At 54.3% G+C, this 15,894-nt stretch carries 10 protein-coding genes; 9 read left to right on the top strand and 1 reads right to left on the bottom strand.

Annotation, left to right across the window (positions count from 1 at the left end):
• Positions 1-29 precede the first annotated feature (29 nt).
• Positions 30-995 (bottom strand): aldo/keto reductase, encoded by a 966-nt coding sequence (locus CLR69_RS00510; protein ID WP_129705129.1) that lies wholly within the window; start codon positions 993-995, stop codon positions 30-32.
• A gap of 264 nt (positions 996-1,259) precedes the next feature.
• Between CLR69_RS00510 and CLR69_RS00505 the strand changes: the two genes are divergently transcribed.
• The 9 genes from CLR69_RS00505 to CLR69_RS00460 all read left to right on the top strand — a co-directional run bounded on the left by CLR69_RS00505 (position 1,260) and on the right by CLR69_RS00460 (position 15,714).
• Positions 1,260-2,450, top strand: coding sequence for a NupC/NupG family nucleoside CNT transporter (locus tag CLR69_RS00505; protein ID WP_129706268.1), 1,191 nt, complete (start codon positions 1,260-1,262; stop codon positions 2,448-2,450).
• Between the two features lie 245 nt (positions 2,451-2,695).
• Positions 2,696-3,931 carry an MdtA/MuxA family multidrug efflux RND transporter periplasmic adaptor subunit gene (locus tag CLR69_RS00500; protein ID WP_129711952.1) on the top strand — a complete coding sequence of 412 codons (1,236 nt, stop codon included), beginning with the start codon at positions 2,696-2,698 and terminating at the stop codon, positions 3,929-3,931.
• Positions 3,931-7,053 carry an MdtB/MuxB family multidrug efflux RND transporter permease subunit gene (locus tag CLR69_RS00495; RefSeq protein WP_129711953.1) on the top strand — a complete coding sequence of 1,041 codons (3,123 nt, stop codon included), beginning with the start codon at positions 3,931-3,933 and terminating at the stop codon, positions 7,051-7,053. The genes CLR69_RS00500 and CLR69_RS00495 overlap by 1 nt, the downstream gene beginning before the upstream one ends.
• Positions 7,050-10,130 carry a multidrug efflux RND transporter permease subunit MdtC gene (mdtC, locus tag CLR69_RS00490; protein WP_129705123.1) on the top strand — a complete coding sequence of 1,027 codons (3,081 nt, stop codon included), beginning with the start codon at positions 7,050-7,052 and terminating at the stop codon, positions 10,128-10,130. The genes CLR69_RS00495 and mdtC overlap by 4 nt, the downstream gene beginning before the upstream one ends.
• 724 nt (positions 10,131-10,854) lie before the next feature.
• Entirely contained in the window at positions 10,855-12,282 is a 1,428-nt protein-coding gene (gene mdtD, locus CLR69_RS00480) for an MFS transporter (RefSeq protein ID WP_277950128.1), read from the top strand.
• A 7-nt stretch (positions 12,283-12,289) separates the two neighbouring features.
• On the top strand, positions 12,290-13,657 hold the full coding sequence (gene baeS / locus CLR69_RS00475; RefSeq protein WP_129711955.1) for an envelope stress sensor histidine kinase BaeS: 1,368 nt from the start codon (positions 12,290-12,292) through the stop codon (positions 13,655-13,657).
• Between the two features lie 33 nt (positions 13,658-13,690).
• Positions 13,691-14,419 (top strand): envelope stress response regulator BaeR, encoded by a 729-nt coding sequence (baeR, locus tag CLR69_RS00470; RefSeq protein WP_129705117.1) that lies wholly within the window; start codon positions 13,691-13,693, stop codon positions 14,417-14,419.
• Between the two features lie 21 nt (positions 14,420-14,440).
• Positions 14,441-15,094, top strand: a complete 654-nt coding sequence (locus CLR69_RS00465; RefSeq protein WP_129711956.1) for a Vat family streptogramin A O-acetyltransferase — start codon at positions 14,441-14,443, stop codon at positions 15,092-15,094.
• A 68-nt stretch (positions 15,095-15,162) separates the two neighbouring features.
• Positions 15,163-15,714: a GNAT family N-acetyltransferase gene (locus CLR69_RS00460; RefSeq protein WP_129711957.1), complete on the top strand. Its 552-nt coding sequence runs from the start codon at positions 15,163-15,165 to the stop codon at positions 15,712-15,714.
• Positions 15,715-15,894: the final 180 nt, after the last annotated feature.

Genomic DNA, 15,894 nt, shown 5'->3' with positions numbered 1-15,894 from the left:
AGACTCGCATTCAAAAAACTGTCTGGTTATTAGTAACGACTTGCGCGGTTCAGTAGCTCAATGTCTTCTACTGGTAACACTAGCCGCGTCGCACTCGCCAGTTCAGCGATCTGCTCCAGCGACGTCGCACTGGCAATCGGTGCCGTAATGCTCGGACGTGCAATCAACCATGCCAGCGCGACCTGCGATGGCGTCGTATGATGCGCATTCGCCACGCTATCCAGCGCTTCCAAAATAGTGCGACCGCGCTCGTTAAGGTATTTTTCCACGACGCCCTGCCCGCGCGCACTTTTCGACGCATCCTTCGGCTGGCGATACTTTCCTGACAGAAATCCGCTAGCTAGCGAATAATAGCTAATGACCCCAACCCCTTGCTCACGCACCAGCGGCTCTAACGCGGCTTCATACCCCTGCCTGTCGTACAAATTGTATTCCGGTTGCAGGGTTTCATAACGCGCCAGATGATTGGCTTTACTGACCTTCAGCGCATCTGCCAGACGCGTTGCACTGTAGTTAGACGCCCCAATCGCACGAACCTTGCCCTCTTTAATCAGCGCATCAAACGTGGCCAACGTGTCTTCCAGCGGCGTATCTTTGTCGTCAGTATGTGCCTGATAGAGATCAATGTAGTCAGTTTGCAAACGCTGTAATGAAGCCTCGACCGCCTGCCGAATATAGCGGGGAGACAGCCCTTTCTTGCCATCGCCCAAATCCATCCCGACTTTGGTGGCAAGAATAACCTTGTCGCGCTGTCCGCTTTTTTTCAGCCAGTTGCCGATGATCGTTTCAGATTCACCGCCCTGATTGCCAGGTGCCCAGCGCGAATAAACATCTGCGGTATCAATGAAATTCAGCCGATGCGCCACCAGCGCATCCAGCAGACTGAACGACGTCGATGCATCAACCGTCCAGCCAAAGACATTACCACCAAACGAAAATGGCGGAACCACGATTCCTGAACGTCCAAGCTCGCGTGGGGTATTTGATACTGACATAATCACTCTCCTTTTGAATCATGCTGAAAACATCATGAAAAATACCCGCCAACCCGCAATCTAAAGTATGGCGAGGCAACTTTCTGTATGGAATAAGAATAATGAATGACCAGAAAGGCGCAAATAACGAGACGTAGCATTTAGTTTAGATAAAATCCCAAGGTATAATTGTTTTTTTGCGTTCTCCCTCTCATTTTTAGTGCACGCGTTACATAAAATGACGTGGAAAATTTGGCCTGCCTCATATTTGGAGCACACATGTCCTTGTCCCATATTGCGCAATTTATTCTGGCGCTGGTTGTTGTTACGGCGCTGGCACTGCTTGTCTGCCGCGATCGTAAAAGCATTCGTATTCGTTTCATTATTCAGCTACTCGTCATCGAAATTCTGCTCGCTTACTTCTTCCTGTACTCAAACGTTGGGTTAGGTGTCGTCAAAGGGTTCGCAGCAGTCTTCGACAAACTACTCGGATTTGCAGGCCAAGGGACAGACTTCGTATTCGGTGACATGGTGAATAGTGAGAAGAACCTGATTTCCTTCTTCTTCAAAGTGCTCTGCCCTATCGTCTTCATTTCGGCGCTGATTGGTATTCTGCAATACATTAAAGTGTTGCCGATCATCATCCGCGCTATTGGTACCGTTCTGTCCAAAGTGAACGGCATGGGCAAGCTGGAATCCTTTAACGCGGTCAGTTCACTGATTCTCGGCCAGTCCGAAAACTTCATTGCCTATAAAGATATTCTGGGCAAGATGTCCGAAAAACGCATGTACACCATGGCCGCTACCGCCATGTCCACCGTCTCGATGTCCATCGTCGGTGCGTATATGTCTATGCTGGATGCCAAATTCGTCGTTGCCGCGTTGATTCTGAACATGTTCAGTACCTTCATCGTGCTGTCACTGATTAACCCCTACAAAGTCGGTGAAGAGCCGGAGTTGCAGTTGGGTAATCTGCATGAGAACCAAAGCTTCTTTGAAATGCTGGGCGAATACATTCTGGCAGGCTTCAAAGTGGCCGTTATTGTGGCAGCCATGCTGATCGGCTTCATTGCACTGATCGCCGCGGTCAACGCGATTTTCAGCGCCATTTTTGGCATCAGCTTCCAGGAAGTCCTTGGCTATGCGTTCTACCCGTTCGCATGGATCATGGGTATCCCGTCTCATGAAGCCCTTCAGGTTGGTAGCATCATGGCAACCAAACTGGTTTCTAACGAATTTGTTGCAATGCTGGAACTGCAAAAGGTGGCAGGCGAGCTTTCTCCGCGCAGCGTGGGCATTCTGTCTGTGTTCCTGGTGTCCTTCGCCAACTTCTCGTCCATCGGTATTATTGCTGGCGCGATTAAAGGCCTGAACGAGCAGCAGGGCAATGTGGTTTCCCGCTTTGGTCTGAAACTGGTGTACGGTTCCACGCTCGTGAGCATCCTTTCCGCCTCTATCGCCGGTCTGGTGCTGTAACCGCTCATCACGTTGTAAAATGTTTATCTCAATCCGGTAGCCCAGCGCTGCCGGATTTTTTTTCCTACAAACCCTGACACATCTTCCACATTTCCTTCATTTTTGTCCGGCATCCACTGTTTAAACTAGTAACATAAGGTCATTGGTTCAATAACGTGCGAAAGTGCCTACCTACGCACATGCAACGTGAAGAATGACGGGTAGATCGTACTTCACACGCAATCTGGAGAGAGTAATCCATCACTATGAATGCCAAACGTATCCGAGGCCTGCTGATATTTGCCGCCGTTATCGCTCTTGCCGTGCTGGTCTGGCGCCATTTTACCCAGACGACGCCAGCCGTTTCTGGCACGAATGAACAGCACGCCGCCCGTACGTCACATTCGGGAAACGGTGCCAGTGGCGGCGGACGCCGTGCAGCCATGCGCACGCTGGCTCCGGTGCAGGCTGCGCTGACGCAATCCGCCTCTGTACCCTATTACCTCTCCGGTTTAGGCACCGTGACGGCAGCCAATACCGTGACGCTACGCAGTCGGGTGAACGGGGAATTGATGGCGCTACACTTTCAGGAAGGTCAACAGGTTAAGGCTGGCGACCTGCTGGCAGAAATCGACCCTCGCCCTTTTCAGGTTGAGCTGACGCAGGCACAGGGACAACTGGCAAAAGATCAGGCCGCACTGGCTAATGCCCGACAGGATTTAGCACGCTATCAGCAATTGGTGAAAACCAACCTGATTTCGCGTCAGGAGTTGGATGCGCAGACCGCCGCAGTACGTCAGGCGGAAGGCACGCTAAAAGCCGATGAAGGTGCCGTAGCCAGCGCACAGCTCCAGTTGGATTACAGTAAGATCACCGCCCCTATCAGCGGGCGGGTCGGCTTAAAACAGGTCGACGTGGGGAATTACATCACCAGCGGCGACACCAATGGCATTGTTGTAATTACGCAGACATACCCTATCGATGTCGTCTTTACCGTACCGGAAGCGGAAATTTCTACGATTCTGAGCGCACAGAAATCAGGTCAACAACCTGTAGTGGAAGCCTGGGATCGCGCCAATCAAAAGAAACTCTCGCAGGGCATTCTGTTAAGTATGGATAACCAGATCGACACCACTACGGGCACGATCAAGCTCAAGGCGCGTTTCGACAATCTGGATGATGCCCTATTCCCAAACCAGTTCGTGAATATCCGCATGAAGGTCGATACGCTGAAAAACGCCGTCGTCGCCCCTTCTGCCGCAGTACAAATGGGTAATGAAGGCCGCTTCGTCTGGATTCTGAATGATAAGAACGAAGTCAGTAAGCGTCAGGTTACGACCAGCATTCAGTATGGTCAGCTCGTTGTGGTGACTGCCGGACTGGATGCCGATGTTCAGGTCGTGACTGACGGCATTGACCGCCTGACCGAAGGCGCGAAGGTGGAAGTCGTGCCCTCAGCGTTGACAGAGAAAACGCCCGCAATCGCTGGGGAGAAATCCTGATGCAGGATAACGTTCCAGCCAGCGGCGGCGGGCCGTCGCGCCTGTTTATTCTGCGGCCGGTCGCAACCACGCTGCTGATGATCGCTATTCTGTTGGCCGGTATTATCGGCTATCGGGCGCTGCCAGTTTCCGCCCTGCCCGAAGTCGATTACCCGACAATACAGGTTATTACCCTGTATCCCGGTGCCAGCCCCGACGTGGTGACCTCGGCGATTACCGCGCCGCTGGAACGGCAGTTTGGCCAGATGTCGGGGCTAAAACAGATGTCGACGCAGAGCGCTGGTGGCGCATCCGTCATCACGCTTCAGTTCCAGCTTGAGCTATCGCTGGACGTCGCCGAACAAGATGTACAGGCCGCCATCAATGCGGCAAGTAACCTGCTACCAAACGATCTTCCCTATCCACCGACCTACAGCAAAGTGAATCCGGCAGATCCGCCGATTATGACGCTGGCCGTCACCTCCAGCGCGATGTCGATGACTCAGGTGCAGGACATGGTGGACAATCGCATCGCGCAGAAAATCTCTCAGGTGGCGGGCGTCGGGCTGGTGTCGTTAGCCGGAGGCCAACGTCCGGCCGTGCGGGTAAGGTTAAACGCACCAGCGCTGGCGGCGTACGGCCTGACCAGCGAAACGATCCGCACCGCAATTACCGCCGCCAACGTGAATTCCGCCAAGGGTAGCCTGGATGGTCCAACGCGCTCTGTGACACTATCCGCCAACGATCAAATGAAGTCCGTTGATGATTATCGCAGGCTGATTGTCACGTGGAAGAATGGCGCACCGGTGCGGCTTCAGGATGTCGCAACTATCGAACAGGCCGCCGAGAATATTCATCTCGGAGCTTGGGCAAATCGGCAGCAGGCGATCATTATTAACGTTCAGCGCCAGCCGGGTGCCAACGTCATCACGACCACGGACAGCATTAACAAGATGCTACCCGCGTTAAAAGCCAGCCTGCCGAACTCCGTCGACGTCACCACATTAACCGACCGCACCACCAGCATTCGCGCCTCAGTGAAAGACGTGCAGTTTGAGCTGCTGCTGGCAATCGCTTTGGTCGTGATGGTGATTTATCTATTCTTGCGTAACGCCGTCGCCACGCTGATCCCAAGTATTGCCGTACCGCTATCGCTGGTTGGCACCTTTGCCGCCATGTATTTTCTCGGTTTTTCCATCAATAACCTGACGCTGATGGCGCTCACTATCGCCACCGGTTTCGTGGTGGATGACGCCATCGTGGTGATTGAAAACATCGCCCGCTATATCGAAAAAGGGGAAAAACCGCTTAACGCGGCGCTGAAAGGCGCGGGAGAAATTGGCTTCACCATTATTTCCCTGACGTTCTCCCTCATTGCCGTGCTGATCCCGCTGCTGTTTATGGGTGATATCGTTGGACGTCTGTTCCGCGAGTTTGCCGTCACGCTAGCGGTATCTATCCTGATTTCCGCCGTCGTTTCGCTCACGCTCACCCCCATGATGTGCGCACGAATGCTGAGCCATCAGTCGCTGCGTAAACAGAACCGTTTTACCCGCGCCAGCGAGCGTTTCTTCACGCGTCTGATCGAGGCCTACGGCACGTGGCTGCGTAAAGTACTGAACCATCCGTGGCTGACGCTCAGCGTTGCGCTCGGTACGCTGTTGCTGACCATCCTGCTCTATATCTGGATCCCGAAAGGCTTCTTCCCGATACAGGATAACGGCATCATTCAGGGCACCGTTCAGGCACCGCAGACGGTCTCGTTCACCAATATGGCCGATCGCCAACAGCGCGTTGCATCCATCATCATGAAGGATCCGACGGTGGAGAGCGTTTCCTCGTTCATCGGTGTTGACGGTACTAACGCGGCGCTGAACAGCGGGCGACTGCAAATCAACCTGAAACCGCTCAGTGAACGTAGCGAACGTATTCCAGAGATCATCAGTCGTCTGCAACAGCAAACCGCACAGATTCCCGGTATTCAGCTTTATCTGCAACCGGTGCAGGATCTCACTATCGACACCCAGATTAGCCGCACGCAATATCAGTTTACATTGCAGGCGATGTCGCTGGATGAGCTGAGCGTTTGGGTACCAAAGCTGATGACCGAGTTGAAAAAGCTACCGCAGCTAGAGGATGTCAGCAGCGACTGGCAAGACGGCGCGGCGGTCGCCTATGTCAACGTCAATCGCGACAGCGCCAGTCGTCTGGGTATTACGATGTCACAGGTTGACAGCGCGCTGTACAACGCCTTTGGTCAGCGGTTAGTTTCCACCATCTATACTCAGGCGAGCCAGTACCGCGTCGTGCTGGAACACGACACGACCAACAACACCGGGCTGAACGCACTGAATGACGTGCGCCTCATCAGCAGTGATGGCGGTACGATTCCGCTCAGCAGCATTGCCACCATTGAAGAACGCCAAGGGCCACTGGCGATCAATCATATCGACCAGTTCCCGTCGACGACGATCTCTTTTAACGTCACAAGCGGCTATGCACTGGGCGCAGCGGTTGATGCCATCACTCAGGCCGAACAGCAGATGAATCTGCCTGCGGATATCACCACCCGTTTTCAGGGCAGTACGCTGGCGTTCCAATCGGCACTAAGCAGTACCGTGTGGCTCATCGTCGCTGCGATTGTCGCCATGTACATTGTGCTCGGCGTGCTGTACGAAAGCTTTATCCATCCGATCACGATCTTGTCTACGCTGCCAACGGCAGGAGTCGGCGCACTATTAGCACTGATGATGGCAGGGAACGAGCTGGATGTGATCGCCATTATTGGGATCATCCTGCTTATCGGGATCGTGAAGAAGAACGCCATCATGATGATCGATTTCGCGCTAGCGGCAGAGCGAGAACAGGGCATGAAACCTTATGACGCCATTTATCAGGCTTGTCTGCTGCGTTTCCGGCCGATTTTGATGACCACCATGGCGGCATTACTGAGTGCGCTACCGCTGATGCTGAGCACTGGCGTCGGTGCAGAGCTGCGCCAGCCGCTGGGTATTTGTATGGTCGGTGGCCTGATCATGAGCCAGATTCTGACGCTGTTTACTACACCGGTGATTTACCTGCTGTTTGACCGTTTGGCGACGCGTTTTCGTCGTTTAGCGCGTCAGGAGGAAGAAACCGAGTGAAGTTCTTCGCCCTGTTCATCCACCGCCCCGTCGCCACCCTGCTGCTGACGCTGGCCATCGCGCTCTGTGGCATATTAGGCTTCCGCCTGCTGCCCGTGTCTCCACTGCCGCAGGTAGATTTCCCCGTGATCTCGGTTAGCGCCTCGCTGGCCGGTGCCTCACCGGAAACCATGGCCTCTGCCGTCGCGACACCGTTGGAACGTGCACTCGGCAGGATCGCAGGCGTCAGTGAGATGACATCCACCAGCTCGCTCGGCAGCACGCGCGTCATTTTGGTGTTTAATCTCGACAGGGATATCAACGGTGCGGCGCGCGATGTACAGGCGGCGATTAACGCAGCGCAGAATCTACTGCCATCTGGCATGTCGAGCCGCCCTACCTATCGCAAAGTCAATCCGTCCGACGCCCCCGTCATGATCCTGACGCTGACCTCGGATACCTACAGCCAGGGGCAGTTGTACGATTTTGCCTCGACCCAACTGTCGCAGAAGATTTCTCAGATGGAAGGCGTCGGCGATGTCTCCATCGGCGGGAGTTCGCTCCCCGCCGTGCGCGTCGCGCTGAATCCGGTGGCGCTGTTTAATCAGGGTATTTCCCTTGATGAAGTACGGCAGGCCATCGCACAGGCTAACGTGCGCCAGCCGCTGGGAAATGTGGAAAACAGTCAGAAAAGCTGGCAGATACAAACCAACGATGAGCTCAAAACCGCCGATGCGTATGCGCCGCTGATCATCCACTACAACAACGGGGCCGCCGTCCGCCTGAGCGATGTAGCGACGGTAGAAGATTCGGTGCAAAACTCCCGCAATGCTGGAATGGCGAACTCGAAGCCCGCCATTCTGGTCATGATTCGCCGCGCGCCGGATGCCAACATTATTACCACCGTAGACAACATACGCGCTGCCATGCCGGAACTACGAGCTAGCCTGCCTGCCGAAATTCAGTTGGATGTCGCACAGGATCGTTCGCCCACTATCCGTGCGTCGCTGGCGGAAGTAGAGCAATCGCTGGTTATTGCCGTCGCACTGGTTATTCTGGTCGTCTTCCTGTTCCTGCGTTCCGGCCGTGCAACTGCCATTCCAGCGCTGGCCGTACCGGTATCGCTGATCGGCACCTTCGCCGCAATGTATCTGTGTGGCTTCAGCCTGAACAACCTATCTCTGATGGCGCTGACCATTGCCACCGGTTTCGTGGTGGATGACGCCATCGTGGTGCTGGAGAATATTTCCCGCCATATTGAGGCCGGAATGAAACCGCTACAGGCGTCGCTTCAGGGTGTGCGAGAGGTTGGATTCACCGTCTTATCCATGAGTCTGTCACTGGTGGCGGTGTTCATCCCGCTGTTGCTGATGGACGGCTTACCGGGGCGGCTATTCCGCGAATTCGCCGTAACGCTGTCGGTAGCGATCATGATTTCGCTACTGATCTCGCTGACGCTGACACCGATGCTGTGCGCACGACTGCTGCGTGCCGTACCCAAACGCAGCCAGCCGCGTACACGGGGTTTTAATCGCGTATTGCTCGCCATGCAACAAGGTTACGGGCGCTCGCTGAAGTGGGTGCTCAACCATGCGCGCTGGGTTTTACTGCTCCTGCTAGGAACCATCGCACTCAACGTTTGGCTGTATATCAGCATTCCGAAGACCTTCTTCCCTGAACAGGATACGGGCAGGTTGATGGGCTTCATCCAGGCCGACCAGAGCATTTCTTTTCAGGCCATGACGGTGAAACTCCAGAACTTTATGACCATTGTCAGCAGCGACCCGGCAGTGGATAACGTTAACGGTTTTACTGGCGGTTCTCGCACCAACAGCGGTTCGATGTTTATCTCGCTGAAGCCGCTTTCCGAACGCGATGTTTCAGCCCAGCAGGTGATCAGCCGCCTGCGCATCAAGCTGGCGAAAGAACCCGGTGCCAACCTGTTTTTAATGCCGGTGCAGGATATCCGAATCGGCGGACGGGAAGCGAACGCGGGCTATCAGTACACGCTGCTGTCTGACGATTTGAGCGAGTTGCGTATCTGGGAACCCAAGATCCGAGCGGCCTTTAGCAAACTACCTGAGCTGGCCGATGTAAACTCCGATCAACAGGATAAAGGCGCGGAAATGGCGTTAACCTACGATCGTGATGCGATGGCGCAGCTCGGCATCAGCGTCTCTGCCGTCAATGCGCTACTCAACAATGCCTTCGGGCAGCGTCAGATTTCGACCATTTACCAGCCGTTAAACCAATACAAAGTAGTAATGGAAGTGGATGATGCCTATACGCAGGATGTCAGCTCACTGAACAAAATGTTTGTCATCAATAACGAAGGCAAACCCATCCCGCTCTCTTACTTTGCCAGTTGGAAGCCGATCAACGCGCCGCTGTCGGTTAACCATCAGGGGTTGTCCGCAGCCTCAACCATCTCTTTTAACCTGCCGGAAGGCACCGACCTTTCCAGCGCAACGGCGGCGATAGAAAGGACCATGACATCATTGGGCGTGCCATCAGCGGTACGCGGCCAGTTCTCCGGTACGGCGCAGGCATTCCAACAATCGCAGTCTTCCCAGCTGTTGCTGATTCTGGCAGCAATTATCACTGTGTATATCGTGCTGGGCGTGCTGTATGAGAGCTATGTACACCCGCTGACAATTCTGTCTACCCTGCCCTCGGCGGGCGTGGGGGCACTGTTGGCACTGGAGTGGTTCGGCGCTCCCTTTAGCCTAGTCGCGCTAATTGGCATTATGTTGTTGATTGGGATAGTGAAGAAGAACGCGATCATGATGGTGGATTTTGCGCTGGTAGCGCAACGCAGCGGTAAGCTAAGCGCACAGGACGCTATTTTCCAGGCCTGCCTGCTACGTTTCCGCCCGATTATGATGACCACCTTGGCCGCACTATTTGGTGCCCTGCCGTTGGTGCTGACCAGCGGAGACGGTGCAGAACTGCGTCAGCCGCTCGGTATCACGATTGTCGGCGGACTGGTGATGAGCCAGATCCTCACGCTGTATACCACCCCGGTGGTGTATCTGTTTTTCGACAAACTGAGGACGATTCGGCGCAAAGCACCAGAGAGAGATGTGTCACTGTCGTAGCTGAACATGAGTACAGGTAAATGCTAATTTAGGAGAGGTTTCGTGCGCTTAACGTTCGCTATTTTTCTAGTAGCGCCCCGAACGCGCCCGACCAAGGGCGGCTCAATTGCCGTCGCCCTTGGAACCCTGGCTTTTGGCGCTAAATTGTACCGCTACGCGGTGCCTTCGGCGCAAGCTGTCTCTTCACGGGCCGCCAGTGACGCGCTCCCGGCGCGGCACTAGCTTTCGTGGCGTCCATGCCACTCACCCTTGAGCCAGCTTACGCCTCAGTACAATTTTTTACGCCGAGGAAAATGTTAAGCATACGAAGTGGCAGAAAAGGAACATATAGTTCGAAACAAACGCCCGCATTGGCGTAAATGATGCTGAGAAGGAAATGTTCTCCCGGATGAGCGGCAGGACGCCGCGAAAGTCGCTGCCGCGTCGGACAAAAACGTCGAGACGTTTTTGAACAGCACTTGTGCTGGCCCGAAGGGCGAGCCCCATTTATGGGGCGAGTAAACGCGTCAGCGGCGGTCCGAACAGGAGAACATTGAAGACGAAGGAACCGCGAAGCGGCATCATTTCTCGCCAAACAGCCTGGGTTCACAGGGCGGCGGCGACTGAGCGCCCTGTGTCGGGCGCATACGGGAAACATGCAGAGAAAAACAAATGTTAAGCGCACGAAATCTCTCCGAAATAACACGATACATGGCTTGAGGACACCACCAACTATGCCAAATATATCCAACACTCCAGAGGGTCATGGAAGATGACCCAACCAGCTTCCGTCCGCTGGCAGCTCTGGATTGTTGCCTTTGGCTTTTTTATGCAGACGCTGGATACCACTATCGTGAATACCGCGCTGCCTTCTATGGCCGCGAGTCTGAATGAAAGCCCGCTGCATATGCATTCGGTGATCGTTTCCTATGTGTTGACCGTAGCAGTGATGCTGCCCGCCAGCGGCTGGCTCGCCGATCGCATTGGCGTGAAGAATATCTTCTTCGCCGCGATTCTGTTGTTTACGCTGGGGTCGCTGCTGTGCGCCCGTTCAGAAACATTGGATGAGCTGCTGATTTCACGCGTGATTCAGGGTATTGGCGGCGCGATGATGGTGCCGGTCGGGCGCCTGACGGTGATGAAAATCGTCCCACGCGATCAGTACATGGCGGCAATGACTTTCGTGACGCTGCCCGGCCAGATCGGGCCATTACTGGGGCCCGCACTCGGCGGCTTTCTGGTGGAATATGCCAGTTGGCACTGGATTTTCCTCATCAACTTGCCGGTTGGCATTATCGGCGCGCTGGCAACCTGGTTTCTGATGCCCAACTACACCATGCAGACTCAGCGCTTTGATATCAGCGGTTTCGTTTGGCTTGCCGTCGGCATGGCAACGCTGACGCTAGCGCTGGATGGTAATCGTAGTCTCGGTATTCCGCCGATTGCCATTTTCGCGCTGATTACCATCGGGCTCATCGCGCTGTTGAGCTACTGGCTTCACGCTCGTCGTAACGAACAGGCGCTATTTAATCTACGTCTGTTTGACACCCATACCTTTTCTATCGGCTTAACTGGCGGGCTTCTGGCGCGCATCGGTAGCGGCATGTTACCGTTTATGACACCGTTGTTTTTACAGTTGGGAATGGGATTTTCCCCGTTCCATGCAGGGCTAATGATGGTGCCAATGGTACTTGGCAGCATGGGAATAAAACGCGTCGTGGTACAGATCGTCAATCGGTTCGGTTACCGCAATGTGCTGGTCGCGTCTACGTTATTGCTGGCGCTGGTCACCGCGCTATTTGCGCTGGTCGCGCTTATGCAGTGGATTTGGCTGATCCCGATTGTGTTGTTCTTCCTCGGTACAGTGAACGCTATTCGCTTCTCCACAATGAATACATTGACGTTGAAAGATCTGCCAGATCCCCTCGCCAGCGGCGGTAATAGCCTGCTGTCGATGACAATGCAGCTCTCCACCAGCCTGGGGGTGAGTATCGCGGGTATTCTGCTGGGCATATTTTCTCAACCACACATCGCGGCAGAAAGTGGAGCAACCCATACGGTATTTCTCTACACCTATCTCAGTATGATTGTCATTATCGCTCTGCCTGCGTTGATTTTTAACCATGTTCCGCCTGACACCGTAAAACAGTCAACGCTAGCGCGTAAATCGTGAGGTCGTTATGAAATTCGGAATCACCGCCAAATTATTCCTCGCCATTTTCGCCACCTGCATGTTGGTGCTGGTTACCATGCACTGGGGCGTACGCGTTAGCTTTGAACGCGGCTTTATCGACTATATTAAGCGCGGCAACGAACAGCGGGTTACGCAACTGCGCGATGCACTGGCAGAGCAATATCAGCTGCACGGCGATTGGTCATTCCTGCGCAATAATGAGCGTCTGGTGTTCAAGATGCTGCACTCCATGGATCAGAACAACGATACCGACAACAGCATGCAAGGATGGCGGGTACGTATCTGGGTGTTAGATGCAAGCAAACGCAAATTATTCGGCTCTCCGGCACCGATCCCCAATGAAGGGACCTCGCAGCCCATTCAGGTACAGAATCAGACGGTCGGCTGGATTGTCGCCTCGCCCGTTGAACGCCTGACCCGCAACGCCGATATCAGTTTCGATCAACAGCAGCAGCGCACCAGTTGGCTGATTGTCGCCCTCTCGACACTGCTCGCCATCATCGCCACCTGGCTGACCGCACGCGGCCTGCTCGCCCCCGTCAAACGGCTGGTCAGCGGCATGCACAGCCTGGCGTCGGGGGATTTCAGCACGCGAGTAACGGCAAGCTCGCATGACGAACTGGGCAGGCTGGCGCAAGATTTTAACCAGCTTGCCAACACGCTGGAAAAAAACGAACAGTCCCGCCGCGCGTTTATGGCCGATGTATCCCACGAATTGCGCACGCCGCTGGCAGTGCTGCGCGGCGAGTTGGAAGCCTTGCAGGACGGCGTGCGCAAGCCCGACGCGCATTCTCTGCATTCGCTTCAGTCTGAGGTCGCAACGCTCACCAAGCTGGTTGACGATCTGCATCAGCTCACGCTGTCCGATCGCGGGGCGCTGGCCTACCGCAAAACGTCTGTCGATGTAGTGCAAATCCTGCACATTGCTATCGCCGCGTTTCATGAACGCTTCCAGAAAAAGCAGATTGTGCTCACCACCGATTTGCCCGCTCAGGTTAGCGTTTTTGGTGACCCGGATCGGTTAAGCCAGTTATTTAATAACTTATTGGAAAATAGCCTGCGTTACACCGATGAACAGGGTCAGCTAGCCATTACCGTTGTTCAGCAGCATAAGCGCTGGGCCATTATCTGGCAGGACAGCGCCCCCGGCGTCACCGACGAGCAGCTTACGCTGATTTTCGAGCGTTTTTATCGCGCGGAAAGCTCGCGCAACCGCGCCAGCGGCGGTTCCGGTTTGGGCTTGGCTATCTGCAATAATATCGTTGAGGCACATAGCGGACGACTGTATGCTGAACATTCGCCATTAGGGGGAGTGATGGTTACCATCGAACTTCCGTCGCACGTACCTGATTAAGAGCCAATCCCGAAACCGAAGATAAATAGAGCTATGACAACCGCATCCGATTTCGCTATGGCGTCACCTATTCTGATCGTCGAAGATGAACCCAAATTGGGGCAACTGCTGGTGGATTATCTTCAGGCCGCAGACTACGCCACACACTGGCTGCCCAACGGCAACGATGTCGTCGAGTGGGTACGGCAGCATTCCCCTTCACTCATCTTGCTGGATTTGATGCTGCCGGGCTGCGACGGTTTGACGCTCTGCCGCACCATCCGTCAATTTTCTAACGTGCCGATTATCATGGTCACCGCCCGCATCGAAGAGATCGATCGCCTGCTGGGGCTGGAAATTGGTGCTGATGATTATATTTGTAAACCCTTTAGCCCGCGCGAAGTCGTCGTGCGCGTCAGAACGCTACTACGTCGCTGCGGCTGGCAGAATGACGGCGTGAAAGCCGCCGAGAAAAGCGAAACCGCGCTGTTGATTGATAAAAGCGGCTTTCAGGCCAGCTATCTCGGGCAAAATCTTGATCTGACACCAGCGGAATTTCGTCTGCTCAAGACGCTCTCTACCGAACCAGGAAAGGTGTTTTCACGCGAGGCGCTGCTGGATAAGCTCTACGACGATTATCGCGTCGTGACCGATCGCACCATCGACAGCCACATCAAAAACCTGCGCCGCAAGCTGGAACAGTTGGATGAAGAAACCTCGTTTATCCGCACGGTGTACGGCATCGGCTATCGCTGGGAAGCAGCGCCCTGTAATGAGGTATAAATCCAACCGTCTTATGATGTTATGGAGCCTATTTTGAACGGACCCGATCCTGATAACCGCTACCCAATGGCTGGTTTCCCCCAAGTGTGTTTTATCAAGAATATTGTCACCAACCCGAATATTGAGGTTGGCGACTATACCTATTACGACGATCCCGATGGCGCGGAACATTTCGAGCAAAACGTGCTCTATCACTATCCGTTTATCGGCGATAAATTAATCATCGGTAAGTTTTGTGCTATCGCGCGTGGCGCAAAATTTATCATGAACGGTGCCAATCATCGGCTCTCCGGCCTGTCGACTTACCCCTTTCAGATTTTTGGCAACGGCTGGGAGAAAGTAACGCCGAAGTCAGAGGATCTACCTTGTAAAGGCGACACGGTGATCGGCAATGATGTCTGGATTGGCTATGACGCGCTGATCATGCCCGGTATCCGCATCGGAAATGGTGCCGTTATTGCCTCACGCGCCGTGGTCACTGCCGATGTGCCCGCGTATACGGTCGTCGGCGGTAATCCGGCAAAAATCCTGAAGCCGCGTTTTGCACCAGAAGTCATCGAGATACTGGAAACGCTGTGCTGGTGGGACTGGCCGATAGAAAAAATCACGCGTCATCTGGAAGCCATTACTGCGGGTGATATTGCCGCACTGCAAGCTGGCCATCGGTCAGCGTAACCGTCTTCCATTTCACACCAACCTATTCCATACAAATCCCTATCACACGAAGAGAGGCTTTCACGATAATGACTGCGCTATTTTCCGAAACCACCCGAATCCAGACGCCTCGCTTGCTGCTACGCCCGCTTTATCGTGATGATGCACCTGCGCTATTCGTCTTTATGTCCGATCCGGTCGTCATGCGTTTCTGGAATCACCCACCCTGGCAACAGCTCGAACAGGCGCATGACGCGATTGCCGAATACTGGAGCGCGCTGTGTGCCGGGCAATACATGAAGCTAGGTCTGGAAGTCAAAGAGAGCGGTGAGCTGATCGGCACCTGCGTACTGTTCAACCTTGAGATTGACTCTAAACGCGCAGAGATCGGCTACTGTCTGGCAGCAAGTGCGCAAGGAAAAGGCTATATGGCGGAGGCGCTCTCTGCCCTGCGGGATTTTGCCTTTGAAAAAGTGGGCCTAAGCCGGTTGGAAGCCGAAATCGATCCCCGTAATGTGGCTTCAGCCAAATCGCTGGAACGACTGGGGTTCACGCAGGAAGGGTTGTTAAAGCAACGTTGGATCGTAGACGGTGAAGTTTCTGATTCTGCGCTCTACGGGCTGTTGGCGGCAGAGCGCTAACCGCAACCTTCCCATGCCCGTCAAAAATACTGTTCGACTTAATGAAAATTTTGTCATTTTCTCTTTTCCCACGGCTGTTACCATTTCAAGCCTACAATAATGACAGGTATCCACCCGCACCACATGCGGGGCACAGGTTACCTGCAACACGATTGATTTTTCAACGCCATTGATTTTGAA

Origin of the sequence: Pectobacterium zantedeschiae, from assembly GCF_004137795.1 — a bacterium.
GTDB lineage: Bacteria > Pseudomonadota > Gammaproteobacteria > Enterobacterales > Enterobacteriaceae > Pectobacterium > Pectobacterium zantedeschiae.
The sequence above is the reverse complement of the archived record's forward strand: the minus strand, read 5'-3'. Positions and strand labels throughout refer to the sequence as shown.

Bases quoted from the DNA above. Each gene is read 5' to 3' on its own strand.
- CLR69_RS00460 (WP_129711957.1), top strand. From the start codon at position 15,163: ATGACTGCGCTATTTTCCGAAACCACCCGAATCCAGACGCCTCGCTTG.
- CLR69_RS00495 (WP_129711953.1), top strand. From the start codon at position 3,931: ATGCAGGATAACGTTCCAGCCAGCGGCGGCGGGCCGTCGCGCCTGTTT.
- CLR69_RS00465 (WP_129711956.1), top strand. From the start codon at position 14,441: ATGGAGCCTATTTTGAACGGACCCGATCCTGATAACCGCTACCCAATG.
- baeR (WP_129705117.1), top strand. From the start codon at position 13,691: ATGACAACCGCATCCGATTTCGCTATGGCGTCACCTATTCTGATCGTC.
- CLR69_RS00510 (WP_129705129.1), bottom strand. From the start codon at position 995: ATGTCAGTATCAAATACCCCACGCGAGCTTGGACGTTCAGGAATCGTG.
- CLR69_RS00500 (WP_129711952.1), top strand. From the start codon at position 2,696: ATGAATGCCAAACGTATCCGAGGCCTGCTGATATTTGCCGCCGTTATC.
- baeS (WP_129711955.1), top strand. From the start codon at position 12,290: ATGAAATTCGGAATCACCGCCAAATTATTCCTCGCCATTTTCGCCACC.